At 65.0% G+C, this 20449-nt stretch carries 18 protein-coding genes; 15 read left to right on the forward strand and 3 right to left on the reverse strand.

What is annotated here, in order from left to right; translation table 11 throughout:
* Position 1: 1 nt before the first annotated feature.
* The 14 genes from AC1ROK_RS23790 to AC1ROK_RS23855 all read left to right on the forward strand — a co-directional run bounded on the left by AC1ROK_RS23790 (position 2) and on the right by AC1ROK_RS23855 (position 13341).
* Positions 2-259, forward strand: a complete 258-nt coding sequence (locus AC1ROK_RS23790; protein ID WP_492851565.1) for a hypothetical protein — start codon at positions 2-4, stop codon at positions 257-259.
* 197 nt (positions 260-456) lie between these two features.
* Positions 457-1239: a 30S ribosomal protein S2 gene (gene rpsB / locus AC1ROK_RS23795; RefSeq protein WP_055049206.1), complete on the forward strand. Its 783-nt coding sequence runs from the start codon at positions 457-459 to the stop codon at positions 1237-1239.
* A gap of 74 nt (positions 1240-1313) precedes the next feature.
* Positions 1314-2240, forward strand: coding sequence for a translation elongation factor Ts (gene tsf, locus AC1ROK_RS23800; RefSeq protein WP_492851568.1), 927 nt, complete (start codon positions 1314-1316; stop codon positions 2238-2240).
* 110 nt (positions 2241-2350) lie between these two features.
* On the forward strand, positions 2351-3064 hold the full coding sequence (pyrH, locus tag AC1ROK_RS23805) for a UMP kinase (protein ID WP_055881581.1): 714 nt from the start codon (positions 2351-2353) through the stop codon (positions 3062-3064).
* 26 nt (positions 3065-3090) lie between these two features.
* Positions 3091-3651, forward strand: coding sequence for a ribosome recycling factor (frr, locus tag AC1ROK_RS23810; protein ID WP_055881578.1), 561 nt, complete (start codon positions 3091-3093; stop codon positions 3649-3651).
* A gap of 36 nt (positions 3652-3687) precedes the next feature.
* Entirely contained in the window at positions 3688-4449 is a 762-nt protein-coding gene (gene uppS / locus AC1ROK_RS23815) for an undecaprenyl pyrophosphate synthase (protein ID WP_492851571.1), read from the forward strand.
* Positions 4446-5333, forward strand: a complete 888-nt coding sequence (locus AC1ROK_RS23820; RefSeq protein ID WP_492851573.1) for a phosphatidate cytidylyltransferase — start codon at positions 4446-4448, stop codon at positions 5331-5333. The genes uppS and AC1ROK_RS23820 overlap by 4 nt, the downstream gene beginning before the upstream one ends.
* Positions 5334-5417: 84 nt before the next feature.
* Positions 5418-6551 carry an RIP metalloprotease RseP gene (gene rseP, locus AC1ROK_RS23825; protein ID WP_492851575.1) on the forward strand — a complete coding sequence of 378 codons (1134 nt, stop codon included), beginning with the start codon at positions 5418-5420 and terminating at the stop codon, positions 6549-6551.
* Between the two features lie 254 nt (positions 6552-6805).
* Positions 6806-8974, forward strand: a complete 2169-nt coding sequence (gene bamA, locus AC1ROK_RS23830) for an outer membrane protein assembly factor BamA (protein ID WP_492851577.1) — start codon at positions 6806-6808, stop codon at positions 8972-8974.
* Between the two features lie 91 nt (positions 8975-9065).
* Positions 9066-10094, forward strand: coding sequence for a UDP-3-O-(3-hydroxymyristoyl)glucosamine N-acyltransferase (gene lpxD, locus AC1ROK_RS23835; protein ID WP_492851579.1), 1029 nt, complete (start codon positions 9066-9068; stop codon positions 10092-10094).
* Positions 10095-10141: 47 nt separating this feature from the next.
* Entirely contained in the window at positions 10142-10579 is a 438-nt protein-coding gene (gene fabZ, locus AC1ROK_RS23840; protein ID WP_492851994.1) for a 3-hydroxyacyl-ACP dehydratase FabZ, read from the forward strand.
* Positions 10576-11385, forward strand: a complete 810-nt coding sequence (gene lpxA, locus AC1ROK_RS23845; RefSeq protein WP_492851581.1) for an acyl-ACP--UDP-N-acetylglucosamine O-acyltransferase — start codon at positions 10576-10578, stop codon at positions 11383-11385. Before fabZ ends, lpxA begins: the two co-directional genes overlap by 4 nt.
* On the forward strand, positions 11385-12203 hold the full coding sequence (gene lpxI, locus AC1ROK_RS23850) for a UDP-2,3-diacylglucosamine diphosphatase LpxI domain-containing protein (RefSeq protein ID WP_492851583.1): 819 nt from the start codon (positions 11385-11387) through the stop codon (positions 12201-12203). Before lpxA ends, lpxI begins: the two co-directional genes overlap by 1 nt.
* A complete protein-coding gene (locus AC1ROK_RS23855) occupies positions 12196-13341 on the forward strand; it encodes a lipid-A-disaccharide synthase (protein ID WP_492851585.1) in 1146 nt (381 codons plus the stop codon). The genes lpxI and AC1ROK_RS23855 overlap by 8 nt, the downstream gene beginning before the upstream one ends.
* On the opposite strand, the gene AC1ROK_RS23860 is transcribed toward AC1ROK_RS23855, so the two are convergent.
* Both AC1ROK_RS23860 and gltX read right to left on the reverse strand, forming a co-directional pair.
* A complete protein-coding gene (locus AC1ROK_RS23860) occupies positions 13317-14609 on the reverse strand; it encodes a citrate synthase (RefSeq protein ID WP_492851587.1) in 1293 nt (430 codons plus the stop codon). The two genes, AC1ROK_RS23855 and AC1ROK_RS23860, sit on opposite strands and share 25 nt — an antisense overlap.
* A gap of 215 nt (positions 14610-14824) precedes the next feature.
* Positions 14825-16240, reverse strand: coding sequence for a glutamate--tRNA ligase (gene gltX, locus AC1ROK_RS23865; protein ID WP_492851589.1), 1416 nt, complete (start codon positions 16238-16240; stop codon positions 14825-14827).
* 140 nt (positions 16241-16380) lie between these two features.
* Here gltX and AC1ROK_RS23870 point away from each other — a divergent pair, with 140 nt between their 5' ends.
* Entirely contained in the window at positions 16381-18516 is a 2136-nt protein-coding gene (locus AC1ROK_RS23870) for a ComEC/Rec2 family competence protein (protein ID WP_492851591.1), read from the forward strand.
* Here AC1ROK_RS23870 and AC1ROK_RS23875 read toward each other — a convergent pair.
* Positions 18485-20443 (reverse strand): beta-galactosidase, encoded by a 1959-nt coding sequence (locus tag AC1ROK_RS23875; protein ID WP_492851593.1) that lies wholly within the window; start codon positions 20441-20443, stop codon positions 18485-18487. The two genes, AC1ROK_RS23870 and AC1ROK_RS23875, sit on opposite strands and share 32 nt — an antisense overlap.
* Between the last annotated feature and the right edge of the window lie 6 nt (positions 20444-20449).

A 20449-nucleotide genomic window follows, 5' to 3' on the forward strand; every position in this document is an offset into this window, starting at 1 on the left:
CTTGAAAAGTACGCTCGCGGTGCTGTCGCTGTCGTTCGGAGTCTTTGCTGCGATCTGGGTTGGCACGAACCTGCCCGATGTGATCTGCAACAGCGACATGTGCCGGCGTGGAGCTGGGCTGTACGATCTGGTCAGGGTCGCGGTGGTCGGTGGTTCAGCGTCATTGGTCGCGGCGGCTGCATGCTGGCGGCTCTTGTCGCGACTGCGGGAACGCCGCGATGCGGCGCGGGCGGACGCGTTCTGGCGTGACGCTGGGTAGCCCAGCTTTCGACGCGCTTGCCCCGCACCCTTGCCTATGACAGCAAAACCCCCTATATGCGCGGCGCGTCCGGATAACCGGGCGTAATTCACACGCGAGGCGCGGCGCCGCGGCACTAAGGCCGATGGTTCCAACCGGTGGCGGGACATCCCGCCGCAAACGCTCGCGGAGGCAATAACCGGTAAAGGAAGCCTTCCATGGCATTGCCCGATTTTTCCATGCGTCAGCTGCTCGAAGCAGGTGTTCACTTCGGCCACCAGAAGCACCGCTGGAACCCCAAGATGGAACGCCACATTTTCGGCGTCCGCAACGACATCCACATCCTCGACCTGTCGCAGACCGTTCCGGCCCTGCAGCGCGCGCTGCAGCTGATCTCGGACACCGTCGCTGACGGCGGTCGCGTGCTGTTCGTCGGCACCAAGCGCCAGGCCGCTCCGGTCGTCGCCGAGGCTGCTCGCCAGTCCGCCCAGTACTACGTCAACTCGCGCTGGCTCGGCGGCACGCTGACCAACTGGCAGACCATTTCGAACTCGATCGCCCGTCTGCGCGAACTCGAGGCCCAGCAGGCCGAGGGCGGCCACGGCCTGACCAAGAAGGAGCTGCTGCTCCTCAGCCGTGAGCAGGAGCGCCTCGAGCGCGACCTCGGCGGCATCAAGGACATGGGTAACCTGCCGAACCTGTTGTTCGTGATCGACACCAACAAGGAAGCGAACGCCATCAAGGAGGCCAAGCGTCTTGGCATCCCGGTGATCGCGATCGTCGACTCGAACTCGGATCCGGACACCGTCGATTTCGCCATTCCGGGCAATGACGACGCGGCCCGCGCGCTCGAGCTTTACTGCTCGCTGGTGTCGCGCGCAGCCATCGACGGCATTGGCCGTTCGGCCGCCGGCCGTGGCGCCGACCTGGGCGCTTCCGCCGAGGCTCCGGAAGAGCCGGCGCTCAGCGCCGAAGACGCCGACACGTCGTCCGCCAACTAATCCGGTTCCCTCCGGGTTACGCATTCGAACAATGGCGCGGCTCCGGGCAAGGGGCCGCGGAAAGGTGATATCAAATGGCTGTTTCCGCTCAGCAGGTTAAAGAGCTCCGCGAACTGACCGGCGTGGGGATGATGGACTGCAAGAAGGCCCTCGAGGAGACCGGTGGCGACATGGAAGCGGCAGTCGATTGGCTGCGCACCCGTGGTCTGGCCAAGGCCGCCAAGAAGGCTGGCCGCGTCGCGGCTGAGGGCCTGGTCGGCGTATCGATCGACGGCACCCGCGCTGCGATCGTCGAGGTGAACTCCGAGACCGACTTCGTTGCTCGCAACGACCAGTTCCAGACCATCGTCGGCAACATCGCCAAGCTCGCCCTCGACGCCAACGGTGACGTGAGCAAGCTCAGCGAGATGCCGTATCCGGGTTCGGGCCGTTCCGCTTCGGCGGAACTGACCGATGCGATCGCCAAGATCGGCGAGAACATGAACCTGCGCCGCACCGGCACGCTCACCGTCAAGGACGGCGTAATCGGCTCGTACGTGCACAACTCCGTGGCTCCCGGCCTCGGCAAGCTCGGCGTGATCGTCGGGCTGGAGTCGACCGGTGACAAGGCGGCGCTCAATGCCCTGGGCAAGCAGCTCGCCATGCACATCGCCAACACCAAGCCGCTGAGCGTGTCGCCCGACGACATCGATCAGGACGTGGTGGCCCGCGAGCGCGCCATCTTCACAGAGCAGGCCAGGGAATCCGGCAAGCCGGAAGCCGTCATCGAGAAGATGATCGAAGGCCGCGTGCGCAAGTTCTACGAGGAAGTGACCCTGCTTTCACAGGTGTTCGTGATCGACGGCGAGACCAAGATCGCCGACGTGGTCAAGAACGCCGAGAAGGATGTCGGCGCCCCGATCAAGGTGACGGGCTTCGTTGCCTATGCGCTCGGCGAAGGCATCGCCAAGGAAGAGACCGACTTCGCTGCCGAAGTTGCTGCCACAGCCGGCGTGAAGTAAGACGCGGGATAAGTTTCGGACGGGCTGGTCACCAGCCCGTCCGAATATGCCATAACCGCCGGCGACGCCCCTAGATTCGGGCATTGTTGCGCACCTCGGGAGACTGACGAATGGCCAAATCCGCCTACAAACGGATTCTGCTGAAAGTCTCCGGCGAAGTGCTTGCCGGCGACCAATCCTTCGGCATCGAGCCGAAATTCCTCCACGCCATGGCTGACCAGATCGCGGAAGTCGCCAAGAGCGGCGTCCAGGTGGCGATCGTCATCGGCGCGGGCAATATCTTCCGCGGCATGGCCGTGGCCGCCAAGGGCGGCGACCGGGTCACCAGCGACCTGATGGGCATGCTGGGCACGGTGATCAACTCGCTGGCGCTCGGCGACGCCATCGAGCAGAAGGGCCTCAAGGTCAAAGTCTATTCCAACGTGCCGATGGAAACCGTGGCCGATACGTTCACGGCCCGCGACGCCAACCTGGCCCTGGCCGACGGCTACGTCGTAGTCTGCGCCGGCGGCACCGGCAGCCCGTTCTTCACCACCGACACGGCGGCCGCGCTCAAGGCGATCGAGCTCAGATGCGACGTGCTGCTCAAGGGCACCAAGGTCGATGGGGTCTATTCCGAAGACCCCAAGAAGAACCCCAAGGCGCTGCGCTTCGAGACGATCAGCCATGAAGAAGTGATCGCCAAGGACCTGCGGGTCATGGATACCGCGGCCTTCGCGCTTGCCCGCGACAACGGCTTGCCGATAATTGTTTATGCGCTCGACGACAAGGAAGGCCTCAAAGGCGTCCTGGCCGGTCGGGCAAGGAGTACACGCGTCGGCTAAGGCGCGGGATATCAAGGAGTTTTACGATGGCCGAGGCATTCTCGCTGCCCGCACTCAAGGACCGGATGCAGAAGTCGATCGTCTCGCTCAGGGACGAACTGGCTGGCCTCAGGACCGGTCGCGCAAGCGCCAGCCTGCTGGAGCCCGTAACGGTCGAGGCCTATGGCGGTCGCATGCCGCTCAACCAGGTGGCGACGGTCACCGTGCCGGAAGCCCGCATGCTCAGCGTGCAGGTGTGGGACCGCACCCTCGCCGGCGCCGTGGAGAAGGCCATTCGCAATTCTGGCCTCGGCCTCAACCCGGCGGCCGAAGGCGTGGTGATACGCGTGCCGCTGCCGGAGCTCAATGAAGAGCGCCGCCGTGACTTGACCAAGGTTGCGCATAATTATGCCGAGCAGGCGCGCGTCGCCGTCCGCCATATCCGTCGCGACGGTATGGATCTGCTCAAGAAGCTCGAAAAGGACGGCGACCTGAGCCAGGACGACAGCCGCAAGTTGGGCGATCAGGTACAGCAGGCGACCGACGCCGCCGTGGCCGATATCGACAACGTGCTGGCCGTCAAGGAACAGGAAATCATGCAGGTCTAGTATAGGCCTGTAACGCGCTGCCCCTGGAGGGCGTCTATGTCCGCCGATACTGCCGTCGCCACGACGCTCAACGAGAAGCCTGGCCTCAAGATTCCCGCCCACCTGGCGGTTATCATGGACGGCAATGGCCGCTGGGCGAAGGCACGCGGCAAGGTGCGGACGGAAGGGCATGTCGAGGGCGTCAAGGCGCTCCGCCGGTTGGTCGACCTCTCGATCCGCTACGGCGTCAAGCACCTGACGGTGTTCAGCTTCTCATCGGAGAACTGGAGCCGGCCGCGCGATGAAGTGAACTTCATCTTCGGGCTGCTGCACCGGTTCGTCGCCTCGGACCTGGCGACGCTGATCCAGAACAATGTCCGGGTGCGGATCATCGGCACCCGCACCGGCCTCGACGAGGCGCTGAAGCGGCTGATCGATGAGGTGCAGTCCAAGACCGCCCGCAATACCGGACTCGAGCTGATCGTCGCCTTCAACTATGGCGGCAAATCCGAACTCACCGAGGCGACCAAGGCGATCGCCCAGGCGGTGGCCTCCGGCAAGTTGCGCGTCGAGGACATCACCGAAGAGACCATCGCGCGGGCGCTTTACACCTCCGGCACGCCGGACCCGGACCTGATCATCCGCACCAGCGGCGAGCAGCGCGTGTCGAACTTCCTGCTCTGGCAGGGCGCCTATTCCGAGCTGGTGTTCGTCGAGGAGAACTGGCCCGATTTCGGCGAGCAGGTCTTCCTGAAGGCGCTCGACGAATATTCCTCGCGCAGCCGACGCTTTGGCGGGATCGAGTCGAGGAGCCAGTGAGCGCACCGGAGGACCAGCGTCCCCAGTTCAACCCGCTTGCCCGTCGGTCCTGGACCGACCTCGGTCCCCGTTTTGCTTCGGCAATCGTCCTGCTCGTCATGGCCGGTGTGGGCCTCTATTTCGGCTCCTACGTCTTCGCTGCGCTCGTCGCCGTCGTCTTCGCCGGTTGCTATCGCGAGTGGGAACGGATGGTGACGCTGAAGCCGCTGACCGCAGTCGGCGGTGCGCTGATCGGCCTGCTGTTGATCGCCGCGCTGATCTATCCTGCGTTCGGGCCGTTGGCGTCGCTCGGTGCAGTGGCGGCGGCTGCCGTGGTTGCCGCGTTCGGTAGTCCAGGTACCCGCCTGTGGCGTATCGGCGGCGTGGTGTTCTACGGCATCGTCATCATCGCGCTGCTGCTCATCCGCGGCGACGCAACCTGGAACCAGCCGGGAGTGTTCGACAGCGGGCTCTGGGCCGGCCTGCTGCTCGGCTGCGTGATCTGGGCCACCGATACCGGCGCCTTCTTCACCGGCCGCCAGGTCGGTGGCGAGAAGCTGGCGCCGGATATTTCGCCGTCCAAGACCTGGTCCGGCGCCATCGGCGGCTTTGCACTGGGCACGCTGGTCGGGCTGGTGGTCTGGCTGCTGGTGGTGCCGCAATCGCCGTGGTGGATCGGGCTGGCGTTGTGCGCCACCCTCAGCATTCTGGGGCAGGTCGGCGATCTGGCGGAGAGTGCCATCAAGCGGCGTTTCCGGATCAAGGATTCCGGCGACATCATCCCCGGGCATGGTGGTCTGATGGACCGGCTCGACAGCCTGACGCTGAGCTCGATCTTCCTTTGTGTGGTGGGCATCCTACATAGCGGCTTCGGCGCGGTGGCGTCCGGTTTCCTGGTCTGGTGACACCGCAACGCCGCGCCATATCGCAATCTTAACGCATTCGGCCCCTAGGCTCTAATCCGCTGCGGGGCGTTCGGAACCGACGACATGGACTTTGTTTTCTGGCTGCTTTCCTATGTGGTGCCGTTTCTGGTGGTGCTCACCATCATCGTGTTCGTGCACGAGATGGGACACTATCTGGTGGCGCGCTGGAACGGCATTGCCATCCAGGCCTTCTCGATCGGCTTCGGTCCGGAGCTGATCGGCTTCAACGACAAGCACGGAACGCGTTGGAAGCTCTCGGCGATCCCGCTCGGGGGCTATGTCCGCTTCGTCGGCGACATGAATGCCGCGAGCATGCCGGACGAGGCGTTCATTGAGCGCGCCGGCCCCGAGCTGAGCCGGCAACTGTTCGTCAACAAGAACGTCTGGCAGCGCATCTCTGTGGTGATCGCCGGGCCGGTCGCAAACATCATCTTCACTCTATTGGTGCTGTACGCACTGCTGCTCGGCTATGGCCGCTACACCATCCCGGCGGTCCTCGACACCGTGCCGGTGGAATCGGTAGCCGGGCAGGCGGGGCTCGCCGAGGGCGACCGCATTGTCTCTGTCGATGGCTATGCGGTGCGTGGCTTCGAGGATTTCCAACGTCTGATCGCGACTGCGCCCGAGCGTCAGGTGCGCATTACCTTCGATCGCGCCGGGCAGACCGAAACCGTCACCGCCGTGCCGCAGGCCGTGACGACCACCGACCGGTTCGGCAACTCACATCGCATCGGACGTCTCGGGGTCACGAAGAACGTCGACCAGTCCGAAGTCGTGCTCTACCGGCCCAACCCGGTCGAGGCGATCGGCATGACGTTCGAGGAGGTTCGCTTCATCGTCGATCGCACGGTGGCGTTCCTCGGCGATTTCTTTGTCGGTCGGGGCGACGTCGAACAACTCGGCGGTCCGGTGAAGGTGGCCAAGGTCTCGGGGGAGGTTGCTAGTCTCGGCATCGTGGCGCTGATCAACCTGATGGCGCTGCTGTCGCTGAACATCGGCATCTTCAACCTGTTGCCGATTCCCGTGCTCGATGGAGGTCATCTGGTTTACTACCTGGCCGAAGCGGCGCGCGGGAAACCCTTGAGCCAGAGGGTCCAGGACATCGGAAATCGCTTCGGCCTGGCCGTCGTTTTCACCTTGATGGTCTTCACGACGTTCAACGACACCATCCTGAGCTACTTCCGCAGTCTGGGGTAAGAGCGGCGCGGCATAGCCACATTGTCGCCGCGCCTCCGACGCATTTGCTCGAATGCCCCTACATTCCCGTTAACCCTTGGATAAGCTTAGTTTTCTAGGTGTTGCAGGAATACACGAGGGCCAATCTTTCGCTAACCTCGAAGCCCTTCGCGGCTTGTCCGTGGTTAAAATTCCAGTAAAAGCTTTTGATGGAGTTAGCTGGGGACGCTGTGCATGGCGATTCCCGGCGTAGGTCGCACGAGGCAATAAGAATCATGACGAACCCGAAAAAGCTGATGCGCGGTATCTTTGTAGCGCTCGCCCTCGTGGCAGCGCCGCTTGCTGGCGTCAGCGGTACATTCATCGGGGTCGATGCGGCCCAGGCTCAGCAGCAACGCCTCATCTCGGCGGTGCTGTTTGAAGGCAATAGTGGCTTCTCCGACGCCCAACTGCTCGCGATGGTCAACGTTGCGGAGCAGGGAACCTTTACCGAAGGCGGCCTCGCGGCTGACGCCGAGTCGATCCGCCTCGCCTATGTCGGCAAGGGCTATATGGGGGTGACGGTCACGCCGCGGGTCGAGCAGTCCGAGAGCGGCCGCGCCCGCATCACCTTCGTGGTCAACGAAGGGCAGCGCACCGGCATCGCGGCGATCAATTTCACCGGCAACAATTCGATCAGCTCGGGCACGCTCAAGTCCATCATCCGGACCCATGAGACGAGCCTGCTGAGCTGGCTGTTCCGCGACGACACCTACAGCGAAGATCTGCTGACGGTCGACCGTGGGCTGATCGAGCTCTACTACATGAACCACGGTTACCCGGATGCGCAGGTGACGTCGGCCGTCGGCGAGTACGACGCGTCGCGGAACGCGTATTTCGTGAACTTCACCATCTCCGAGGGCGAGCGCTATCGCTTTGGCCAGATCGGTGTCGAGACCTCGATCCCGGGTCTGAACCCCGACGCCATGACGGGTGCGATCCGCACCGGCAAGGGCGGTACCTATTCGCTCGCCGACCTGCAGAAGTCGCAGGAAGACCTGGCCTTCGAGGCGACCGCGCAGGGCTACGCCTTCGCCGACGTTCGTCCGCGTGTCGATCGCGACGTGGCCAACAGCACCTTCAACGTGACCTACCTGGTCGACGAGGGCGCCCGCATCTATGTCGAGCGCATCAACATCAGCGGCAACACCAAGACCCGTGACGCCGTCATCCGTCGCGAGCTGGATTTCGGTGAAGGCGACCCCTTCAACCGTTCGATGGTGCAGCGCGGCAAGACCCGCATCGAGGGCCTCGGCTTCTTCAAGACGGTCGCCTTTGACATGCAGCAGGGGAGCGCTCCCGATAAGGTGGTCATCAACATCACTGTCGAAGAGCAGTCGACCGGCGACTACGGCCTGACCGCGGGCTTCGACTCGAGCTCCGGCCTCTTGGGCGAAGTGTCGGTCACCGAGCGCAATTTCCTCGGTCGCGGCCAGTATGTCCGCGCCGCAGTGAGCGCCTCGGAGTCTGGCCAGAGCTTCGACTTCTCGTTCACTGAGCCCCGTTTCATGGGCCTGCGCATGTCCTCTGGCTTCGACGTCTACCACCGCATCGTTGGTGAGACGACGAGCAACATCTACGGCACGACTGCAACTGGTGGGCAGATTCGCTTCGGCGCTCCGATCACCACCGACCTCAGCGGCAGCGTGTTCGTGGGTCTCGAGCAGAAGACGATCGCGGACAACCTGATGTGGGATGAAGACAACAACGACGCTACGCCCGAGGTGCCGCACCTTCCGCACTCGGCAATCGTCACTGATGGTGAGGTTCGTGAGAAGGCGTGGGTTGGTTACTCGCTCGCGTACAACACGCTCGACGACACGAAGCATCCGACTGAGGGCATCTACGCAACGTTCTCGCAGCAGTATATCGGCTGGGACTACAACCTCCTGAAGACCGAGGCCAAGGCGCGCTACTTCATGCCGCTGCTGTCCGACTGGAACGTCATCGGTAGTGTCAAGGGGCAGGCCGGCTACATCGCCGCACTCGATGGTGGCCAGGTGCACCCGCTCGAGGCTTTCCGCAGCGCCGGTTCGCTGGTCCGCGGCTTCCAGAGCGGTGGCATGGGTCCCAAGCTCGACAGCACGGGCGAACTCCTCGGCTTCACGTCGTATGTTGCGGCCTCGGCGGAGATCGAGTTCCCGATCCCGATCCTGCCCGAGACCTATGGTGTGCGCGGCTCGGTGTGGGCTGACGCGGCTCTCATCGACGGCAACGGCGGTGTCGGCGGCATGGGCATTATCGATCCGGGTACCATTGATCAGAACTTCAAGTCGTCGGTTGGCGCCTCGATCATCTGGGACAGCCCGTTCGGTCCGCTGCGTGGCGACTTCGCCCACGTGCTGAACAAGGCGACCGACGACAAGACCCAGGTCTTCTCGCTCACGCTGCAGCAGCTGCTGTAATCGGTCGGCCGGCGCGATCGCCGGCCTTCCTCCTGGTTCTCGAGGCCGCGGCGCGGTTGCCCCGCGGCCTCTTTGTTGTGTAATGACAGCCATGGTCGATACGCGCTTCCATTCCTCGTCGGGACCGATTTCGCTTGGTGTCGTGCTGTCGACGCTGGGCCGGAAGGTCGATGTCGACGAGCGGCGAGCAGCCGAACTGGTGATCAGCGGGGCCGAAGAGCTGTCCCTGGCGGGACCCGGCCATCTGGCCCTCGCCGCGCAGGCGGAGTACCGCGCAGCCCTCACCGAGACCGGCGCCGGCGCTGTGATCGTCCACCCGAGGTTCCTTGCCGATGTGCCCGCTGGGGCCGTGCCCATTGTCGACGAGCGACCGCATGAGCTGTTCGTCGACCTGTTGGAACGGCTCTATCCGCTCGGCACCCGCGGTGTCGCAGCAGGACTGTTCGAGGCCGGCGGACCAGCTCCATTCGTCGAGGAGGGGGTGCGGATCGGCGCCAATGTGGTGATCGCTCCCGGCGTCGAGATCGGCCGCAACACGATCATCGGGCCCAATACAGTCATCGGCCGGGGCGTGACGATCGGCCGGAATGCGGTGATCGCCTCGAATGTCTCGATCGAGTGTGCATATCTGGGCAACAACGTCGTGCTGCACGCAGGCGTGCGGATCGGCAGCGAGGGATTCGGCTGGCTGGGGCAGGGGCGCTCCAACCGCAAGATCCCGCAGTTGGGGCGGGTGATCGTACAGGACGGGGTCGAGATCGGCGCCAATTCGACAGTAGATCGCGGCGCCCTGGGCGACACGGTGATCGGCGAGGGCACCAAGGTCGACAACCTTGTGCAGATTGGCCACAACTCGCGCATCGGACGGTATTGCCTCATCGCTGGTACCTGCGGTATCGGCGGCGGCACGATCATCGGCGATAACGTGCTGGTGGGCGGCGGTGCCGGAACGGCGGGACACTTGCGGATCGGCAATGGCAGCATATTGTCGGCCCGATGCCTGGTGACGAAAGACGTGCCGGCGGGCGCGAGAGTCGGAGGCTATCCGGCGCAGGACCTCAAGGCCTGGCAGCGCGAGATAGCCATGTTACGGCGACTGAACAAAAGGGGACGAGAGTGACGGTTACCAACGAGGCGCCAGCGAGTGAGACGAGAGAACTCTCCTCGATGGACATCGGTCGGATCCTTCAGGTTCTGCCCCATCGCTATCCGTTCCTGCTGATCGACCGAATCATCGAGATCGACGGCGACAACTCCGGTATCGGCATCAAGAACGTCACGTTCAACGAGCCAATCTTCCAGGGGCACTTTCCGGACGCGCCGGTGTTCCCGGGCGTGCTGATCATCGAGGGGATGGCCCAGACGGCGGGGGCGATGGCGATCGCCGCTGGTACTGCCGGCGGGGAGAAGCACATCGTCTATCTGCTGACGATCGACAAGTGCAAGTTCCGCAAGCCCGCAAAGCCGGGCGATCAGATCGAGTACCATATCAGGAAGCTGCGCCGGCGGATGACCATGGGCTGGTTCGAGGCCAAGGCGATCGTCGACGGTGTCGTCATTGCCGAGGCCGAGGTCGGCGCCATGGTGAGCCCCAGCGAGCAATGACCATCCACCCCTCTGCGATCGTTGAGCCCGGTGCCAGGATCGGCACCGGCGTCAAGGTCGGGCCGTTCTGTGTGGTCGGTAGCGAGGTGACGCTGGGGGACGGCGTCGAGCTGATCTCGCATGCCGTGGTCACCGGCCGCACCAGCGTGGGCGCCCGCACGGTGGTGTTTCCGTTCGCGTCGATCGGACACCGCCCACAGGATCTCAAATACGCGGGCGAGCCATCGACGCTGTCGATCGGCAACGACTGCGTCATCCGCGAGCACGTTACCATCAACCCGGGCACGGCCGGCGGCGGGATGAAGACGGTTATCGGCAACCACTGCCTGCTGATGATCGGTGTGCATATCGGGCACGACTGTATCCTGGGTGACCACATCGTGTTGTCCAACAACACCGGCATCGCCGGGCACTGCGTGATCGACGATTACGTCATCATGAGCGGCCACTCGGGCTCGGCCCAGTTCGTCCATATCGGTGCGCACGCCTTTATCGGCGGCATGACCAAGGTCGAGAAGGACGTGATCCCCTATGGCACGGTGCTGGGCAACCCGGCCGCGCTATCCGGCATCAACATCGTCGGCCTCAAGCGTCGCGGCTTTGATCGCGAGGCCATCCACCGGCTGCGCACAGCCTATCGGATGATCTTCGCCAGCGAGGGCACGCTACGCGAACGGGTCGACGATGCCTCCGCCATGTTCCCGGATGAGGAACTGGTGCAGGACGTGGTGAAGTTCGTCGCCGCCGCCGAGCGACCGCTGACGCTGCCGGGGAACCTGGCGATCAACGTGCCGGGCGAGGAGTGATGCCTCGCCGGCTCTCCGTCCTTGCCGGATCGGGAGCCCTTGTCTCCCGCGTGGTGGAGGCCGCGCTTGCGGCGGGCGATGCCGTGCAGGTGGTCGGCTTTGCGCCGCAGCCGGAGCGCCCGGGCGTTCCGCTCGTCGCGGGCGAGCTTGCCCGCCCAGCTGCCGCCATCGCGGCGATCGTCGCTTTCAAGGCGACACACGTCGTGCTCGCCGGTGCGGTGATGATTTCGGACAGCGATCGCGAAGCGTTGGCTGGTTTCGCCGGCGGTGCACCTGGCGCGGCTCAAGGCGACGCCGCGTTGTCTTCGGTCACTGCATCGATCGAAAAGTTCTCAGGCGCAAAGGTGATCGGCGTGCATGAGGTGGCGGCGGATATTCTGGCCGGCGCAGGCCAGATTGCCGGGCGCCTGCCAACGAACGCCGAGCTGGCTGCAGCGCACCAGGGGCTGATCGCGGCGCGGGAGGTCGGCCGCCTCGACCTCGGACAAGCCGTGGTGGTCGCGGGCCGGCGCGTCGTTGCTGCGGAGGATGTCGGTGGCACCGATGAACTGCTGGCGCGGGTGGCGGTGCACCGCGCCGCCGGCCGCATTGGCAATGGAGCCGGGCCGCTGGTCCTCGCCAAGGCCGCCAAGCCGCAGCAGCCGCTCTATGTCGATCTACCAGCGATCGGCCCCGACACCATCACGAACGCTGCCACGGCCGGGATCAGCGTGGTTGCCGTCGAAGCGGGCAGGTCGCTGGTGCTTGACCGTCCGGGCCTCGCAGCCGCAGCCGATCGGCACGGCATCGCGGTCATCGGCCTCAGCATCGATGGCTGAGCCGCTGCGCCTGTTTGTTCTCGCCGGAGAAGCCTCGGGCGATCGCATCGGCGCCGACCTGGTCCAACGGCTGCGCCGGCGAACGCAGTTCACGCTCAGCGGCGTGGGTGGGCCCGAGCTCAGGGCAGAGGGGCTGGCGAGCCTGTTCCCCATGGAGAACCTCTCCGTGATGGGCTGGAGCGATGTGCTGCGGCGGCTGCCGCTGCTGCTGTGGCGGGTTCGGCAGACGGCGAATGCCATCATCAGGCAGCGTCCTGACGTGGTTGTGCTGATCGACTCGCAGGTCTTCGTGCAGGCCGTTGCGAAACGTGTACGCCGCGCCGGGGTGCGCGTGCCGATGCTGCTCTACGTCGCCCCCAGCGTCTGGGCCTGGCGACCGGAACGCGCCGCCGAACTCAAGCCGCTGTTCGACGAGGTGCTGGCGGTGCTGCCGTTCGAACCGAAGGTGATGGCGGAACTGGGCGGACCGCCGACCAGCTATGTCGGGCATCCTGCGCTCATGCGGTTCCCGATGCGACCGGTGCAGCCGGAGCTTGGTCCGCTGCTGCTGCTGCCCGGAAGCCGCGAGGGCGAGTTGCGCCGGCACCTGCCGCTGATGCGCGAAGCGGCGACGCTGCTGCAGGCGCATCCGCGCGTCACCGGCTTCATCATGCCGACCCTGTCGTCGCTGGCCGACCGCCTCAGGGCCGAAGTGGCGACATGGCCGGTCCCGGTCGAGGTGGTTGCCGGCGAGGATCGCGCTGCCGCCTTTGCCGTCGCCTATGCCGCCCTGGCGGTCAGCGGCACCGTCACCTTTGAACTCGCCATGTCGGGCGTGCCGATGGTCGTTACCTATGTCGCCGATCCGCAGCAGGCCAAGCGCGCCGCGAGGATTGGCCACCCCCTGCAGATCGCGCTGCCCAACATCGTCCTCGGGCGCGAGGTGGTGCCGGAACTGCAGTTCGTCGATCCCAAGGCCGAGCGCTCGCTGGCGCCGCTTAGCACGCTGCTGGATGATCCGGACGCGATCGCCACGCAGGTCGCTGCCTTCCAGGAGCTTCGCGCCCTGATGCAGAAAGGGGCGCCCGAGGCGCCCCTTGTCGATCCCGCCGAGCGGGTGCTGGCCTACACTGATCAGCGGCCGCTGATCGGCTCGTAGTCGCGAACCGGTGCGCCGTTGTAGAGCTGGCGCGGGCGGCCGATCTTCTTCTGCGGGTCGGCGATCATTTCCTTCCACTGCGCGATCCAGCCGACGGTGCGGCTGAGCGCGAAGATGGCGGTGAACATCGAGGTCGGGAAGCCGATCGCATCGAGGATGATGCCCGAATAGAAATCGACGTTCGGGTAGAGCTTGCGGTCGATGAAGTACTGGTCGGAGAGCGCGATCTTCTCGAGCTCCTTGGCCACCTGCAGGGTCGGCGACAGGTTGTCGGCGCCGAGCTGGGCCAGCACCTCGTTGGCGGCCTGCTGCATCACCTTGGCGCGCGGATCGTAGTTCTTGTAGACGCGGTGACCGAAGCCCATCAGGCGGAAGCCCGAGTTCTTGTCCTTGGCCTTGGCGATGAACTCCGGGATGCGATCCACGGTGCCGATCTGCTTGAGCATATTGAGCGCCGCCTCGTTGGCGCCGCCATGTGCGGGGCCCCAGAGGCAGGCAACGCCCGCCGCGATACAGGCGAACGGGTTGGCGTCGGACGAGCCGGCGAGCCGCACGGTCGAGGTCGAGGCGTTCTGCTCGTGGTCGGCATGGAGGGTGAAGATCAGGTCCATGGCGCGGGCCACGACCGGGTTCACCACGTAATCTTCGGCCGGCACCGAGAAGCACATGCGCAGGAAGTTCGAAGCGTAGTCGAGGTCGTTGCGCGGGTACACGAAGGGCTGGCCGACCGAGTACTTGTAGGCCATGGCGACGATCGTGGGGATCTTGGCGATCATGCGGATCGAGGCGATCTCGCGCTGCTCGGGATCATTGATATCGATCGAGTCGTGGTAGAAGGCGGCCATGGCGCCGACCACGCCGCAGACGATGGCCATCGGGTGCGCATCGCGACGGAAGCCGCGATAGAAGTAGTGCATCTGCTCGTGCACCATGGTGTGGCGCGTGACGCGCTGTTCGAAATCGGCCATCTGCGCCTTGTTGGGCAGCTCGCCGTAGAGCAGCAGGTAGCAGACCTCGAGATAGTTCGACTTCTCGGCCAACTGCTCGATTGGGTAGCCCCGATACATCAGCTCGCCCTTGTCGCCGTCGATATAGGTGATGGCGCTGTCGGTCGCAGCGGTAGAGGTGAAGCCCGGGTCATAAGTGAACATGCCGGTCTTGGCGTAGAGTGAGCGGATATCGATGACATCCGGCCCAACCGAGCCCGAAAGCACCGGGAACTCGAAAGTCTGGTCCCCGATGGTGAGTTTGGCGACGGTATCGCTCATCTTCGCACTCCTTGATGGCCTTCAATGGCCCGCGGAAGGTGGGAGCGGGCAAGGCCGTATGGTCGTCCAAGTTGGTCGCGAGATCGAACCAGAAAGTCTCAGAACTTTTCCTGATCACGCTCCAGAGAGGCAGGTTCGGCTGGCGTAACTCATATACCCCAGCACTGCAACAGGTGGGTGAACAACGCTGACCTAATCACTTTTCCCAATATGTATCAGCCGGCCTGATCACCGAGCCGGGCCAGCGTTTCGTCGCGTCCAATCAGCACCATGACCTCGAAAATGCCGGGCGAGACCGTGCGTCCGGTCAGCGCTGCGCGCAGCGGCTGCGCAACCTTGCCGAGCTTCAATCCGCGCGCCTCGGCGAAGGTGCGGGCGGCCGCATCGATGGCTTCCACAGACCAGTCGTTGAGCCCCTTCAGGATATCGGCGAAGGCCCCGACATTGGCGCGGGCGTCGGGCGTCAGCTGGTCGGCCGCCGAGGCATCGATGCTGAGCGGGCGGACGGCATAGATGAACTGCGCCAGATCGATCAGCTCGAGCACCGTCTTGGCGCGGGGCTGCAACTCGGGCAGGGCGGCCAGTACTGTGTCCTTGTTGGCGGCGAGGCCATCCATGTCGAACACCCGGTTCAGCTCGGTCGCCGTCTCCAGCATCACCTCATAGAGCCGCTGAGGAGTCGCCTGGCGGATGTAGTGGCCGTTGATGTTCTCGAGCTTGACGAAGTCGAAACGCGCCGCGCCCTTGTTGAGCGCCTCGAGGGTGAACCACTCGACCATCTGTGCGGTCGAAAACAGCTCTTCGTCGCCGTGGCTCCAGCCCAGGCGAGCGAGGTAGTTGCGTAGCGCCTCGGGCAGGTAGCCCATCTGCCGGTAGGCTTCGACGCCCAGGGCGCCGTGCCGCTTGGAGAGCTTGGCGCCATCCGGACCATGGATCAGCGGGATGTGCGACATCTCCGGCACGGACCAGCCCATGCCGTTGTAGATGACGATCTGGCGCGCGGCGTTGGTCAGGTGGTCGTCGCCGCGAATGATGTGGGTGACGCCCATGTCATGATCATCGACCACCACGGCCAGCATGTAGGTCGGCGTGCCGTCCGAACGCAGGATGATGAAGTCATCGAGGTTCTCGGCCTTGAACACGACCTCGCCCTGCACGTGGTCCTGCACCCGGATCTCGCCGGACTGCGGGGCCTTGATGCGGATGACTGGCGCGACGCCAACCGGCGCCTCGGACGGATCGCGATCGCGCCAGTAGCCATTGTAACGCGGCGGCAGGCCGTTGGCGCGGGCGGTCTCACGCATCTCGGCCAGTTCTTCGGGCGAGCAGTAGCAATAATAGGCCTGGCCGCGGGCCAGCAGCTCGTTGGCCACTTCGGCATGCCGGGTCGCACGGGAGAACTGCATGAACGGCTCGCCGTCCCAATCCAGCCCCAACCATCTCAGCCCCTCGAAGATCGCCTTGACGGCGCCTTCGGTCGAACGTTCGCGATCGGTATCCTCGATGCGCAGCAGCATCTTGCCGCCGGTGTGGCGGGCAAAGGCCCAGTTGAACAGGGCAGTGCGGGCCCCACCGATATGGAGATAGCCGGTGGGCGAGGGAGCGAAGCGAGTGACGACTGGGGTAGCCATGGGTCGGTGAAACATCCCGGAGAATTGGCGTTTGGCGGTGTGTAAGCACCCCGGGGCCGAAGCGCAAGCGCGGCAGTTGGCATGGCGGCACCGTGCAGCTAGCATCGCTGCCGCGATCGGGCGGAGCGGGGGCTCGGCGAATGACCGTGACTGTCGGAAAGGCGGTGGCCGAGCGGCTGGTTCCGGCATATGCCGAACCGGCGTTACCGTCGTCTTTGCCCGCCAGCCTGCGGCCTCGCCTGACGCCCTGGCAAGCCTTCCGCACCAGCGTTGCGACGGCGCTCGAGCACCGCCGACTGTTCCTGCTCTGGCCATTTGCAATCATCACCGGCCTCATGGTTTCGCTGGTGGCGCCGACCGAGCCCGAGCCCTGGGTGCTTGGGCTCATCGCTGCAGCGATCGTGATCGGGCTGCTTCTCTCGCGTGGCCACGCATTTGTCTTCCGCACCCTGACCCTGACCGGTGCGTTCTGGGTCGGCGTCTCGCTGCTCTCCATCCATGCCGCGTTGTTCGGCACGACGATGCTGGCCCGGCCGGCCTACGGCACCTACGAGATGCGCGTCGACGAGATTGTGTCGGAGCTCGAGAGCGGGACACGGGCTATCGTTTCGTCGATCACCCCGACCGGGACATCGCGGAGCGTGCCGATGCGGCGCGCTCGGATCGTCATCGCCGAGGGGCCATCGTTGGCCCCGGGCGACATCGTTCGGGCGCCGGTGCGGTTCTACGCCGTGCCCGGTCCGGTGGTTCCGAACGGCTTCGATAGCCAGTTCCACGCCTTCTTCGATGGGGTGGGCGCCTATGGCAACGCCACCGGCGCGGTCGAGCGGGTATCGACCGGCAGCAACTCGGCGCCGGAACGGGTGATCGACGGCATCCGCCGTGGCATCGCGGCACGTATCGACGCCGACCTCAAACAGCCGACCGCCGGCATCGCGCGGGCCTTGATCACCGGCGACCAGAGCGCCGTGTCCGACGAGGCGCGCGAGACCATGGCCGCGGCCGGGCTGGCGCATGTGCTGTCGGTTTCCGGGTTGCACCTGACGATCGTCGCTGGACTGGTGCTGGTGACGCTGCGGGGCGGACTGGCACTGGTGAGCGGCATCCACCGCTTCGTTTCGGTCAAGCGCGTCGCTGCGGCGGGCGCCGTGCTCGCAGCGCTTGCCTATTTCGCCATCTCGGGCGGCAATGTCGCGGCCCTGCGCTCGACGATCATGCTGGTGCTGGTGCTCGGCGCCATCGTGTTCGGCCGACGCGCGCTCACCATGCGCAATGTTGCGATTGCGGCGCTGATCGTCATCGCCACCGACCCGGCCAGCGTGTTCCGGCCGAGCTTCCAGCTGTCGTTCGCGGCCGTTGTGGCGCTGATCGGCGCGTGGGAGCTGATGCGGCCGCCAGAGGGACGAGAGAAATCCCTGTTGGTGCGTACCGGCGAGTATCTGTGGGGTATCGTGCTGACCAGCCTGATCGCCGGTGCGGCGACGCTGCTGTTCTCCGTCTACCACTTCCAGCAGACCTCGCCGCTCGGCGTGCTGGGCAACCTGTTCACGCTGCCGCTGGTCGGCTTCGTGATGATGCCCTTCGCGGTGCTGGCAACCCTTGCCATGCCGTTCGGCTGGGAGGCGCCGTTCCTCGCAGTGATGGGGTGGTCGATCGACCGGATGCTCGAGCTTGGCGGGCTCGTCGCCAGTTGGAGTTCGGGCCTCGATGCCAGTCCATTGCTGGCGCCCGTCGCCCTGCTGCTCGGGCTCGCGGCGCTCGCCTGGTTCACGTTCCTCTCGAGCTGGCACCGGCTGATAGCGCCTGTGTTGCTGGTGCCGGCGGTTCTGTTGTTCGCCGTCGACCGTCCGCCTGACGTCCTGATCGCCGACACCACGCAGGCGGTGGCTCTACGGGGCGACGCGGGCCTGCAGCTTGTGGCCGGCAAGGCCGACAGTTTCGCCGTCGACGTGTGGCGCGAGACCTACGGCGAGGCCATTGAGCCTCGCTCGTTGCTCACTTGCGACAGTATCGGCTGCTTTGGCGCCAGCAGCCGGGGCTTCACCGTAGCGATCGTGCGAGACCCTGCGGGCTTCTACGAGGATTGCGGCATGGCCGATCTGCTGATCGCCCGCCGGACCGTCCCTGCCACCTGCGCGGCCGATACGGTGATCGACGCAGCTGCGCTGGCCCGAGGTGGCGTGCAGTGGTTGCGCTGGGATGCGGCGCGGGGCGGTTTCGAAGTCCGCCCCGCTATTCCGCAACTCAGCCGGCCGTGGCGAGCAACGCTACCGTGACCCCGGCGGCTTCGATCTGGGTGCCGCCTAGCACGTAGCCGTTCTCATCGGGCGCCGCAGTCAGGTTTGCCACAGTATCGCCGTAGTTAAAGTAAACGCGCCATTTACCTCTGGTGCGGCAGCGCACGCCCGCGGGGAGGTTGAGCGTCGGGACATCGGCTTCGGCGAGCAGGTGATCGACGATCCGCTGCATCAGGGCGCGATCGCCGCTGGCTGCCAGGTAATTGAGCTTTCCCTGCGCCACCAGCACCGGGAAATCCTCTTCGTCCTCGATGACGATCTCAGCCCCGGTGTCCAGCCGCTCACGCCAGTGGCCGACAGCGCCGCCACCCTTGACCGAAACAGTGCGCCGGGGATCGGTGCTGTCGACGCGCGCCACTTTGGCATCGAGCAGATTCTGCGGCAGATCCGGACCAAGACCGGTAGGGATAGAGAAGTTTTCGGTCTTCGAGCCGGTGCGCGGACCGATCAGCAGGTGGCCGCCAAAGTTCTCGATGGCGGTGCGAAGCTCGTCGTTCCAGGCGAACAGCGCCGGAATCACCACCAGGTCATAACCAGAGAAATCGGTGGTCGAAGGAGACAGGATATCGACGTCGACGCCCCGCTTGCGCAGCGGCACATAGACGTTGCGGACATGCTGGTGGTGCGAGAACCCCTTGGCCTGTGGCTGGATCCGCCATGCCCATTCGCTCTGGTAGTCATAGACGATGGCGACGCGGCCCTTGTTGGCCACCCCATCGATGCCGAGCCGCTTGAGTTCCTCTGCAACTTGCTTGGCCTCGTGGTAGGCAGGGGCCGGCTGGCTATCGGGGCGCAGCAGGCCGGCATGCATCTGCTCCTGTGCAAACGGCGCCTGCCGCCAGCGGAAGTAAGACACCACCTCGGCGCCGTGCGCGAACGCTTCCCACGCCCAGAGGCGGGCCATGCCGGGCAGGGGATCGGGGTTGTACTCGGCCCAGTTCACCGGACCGGGTTGCTGCTCCATGATCCACCAACGGCCATGGCCGACGGCGCGGTAGATGTCGTGCTGCAGGCCCTGCGCGTCCGGCTCGCCCTGGCGGAAATAGGCGGCTTTCACCTCGTCGGATTCATTGGAAACCGCGAGGTGGCCGATCGGGTAGGAGTCCCAGCTCGCCACATCGAGGGTTTCGGCCACTTCGTAGTGGTCGAACTCGGTGAAGCGGCCCATGAAATTATGGATCACGGGTAGATCAGGACGTGCGGCCTTCATCAGGTCGTACTGCGTCTTGTTGAACGCTGCGACTTGTGCGGAGGAGTAGCGACGGAAATCGAGACAGGCTGCCGGCGCAGCCTCGGTCACCGTCAGGTTCGGCGGGTCGATCTGCTCGAAGTTGTTGTAGTCCATCGACCAGAACACGTTGCCCCAGGCGGCGTTCAGCGCATCGATGGACTTGTACTTGTCCTTCAGCCAGAGCCGGAAACCGAACGCGGCGGCTTTCGAGTAGGAGTGCACGGTGTCGTGGCAGCCATACTCGTTGTCGGTCTGCCAGCCGGCGAGCGCCTTGTGCTGGCCGACGTGGTCGATCAGCAGCCGGGTAATGCGGGCGCACTCACGCCGATAGCCCAGATGCGAGAAGTCGTAGTGTCGCCGCGAACCAAAGCCGCGCGGCCGGCCATCGCGGTCGACCGCCAGCATGTCGGGCATCTTGTCGAGCAGCCAGCGCGGCGGCGTGGCCGTCGGCGTGCCCACGATGACCTTCAGCCCATGCTTGCCGAGCACATCCATCGCCGTCACCAGCCAGCCGAAGTCCATCTCGTTCGGCCGGGGCTCGAGTTTCGACCAGGCGAACTCGCCGATGCGGACATACTGGATGCCGATCTCCGCCATGCGGCGCGCGTCATCCTCCCACCATTCGACGGGCCAGTGTTCGGGGTAGTAGCAGACGCCGACAGCAGGAAACGACACGTGAGA

The sequence above is a fragment of the Devosia sp. GW821-FHT12F11 genome (genome assembly GCF_058806655.1).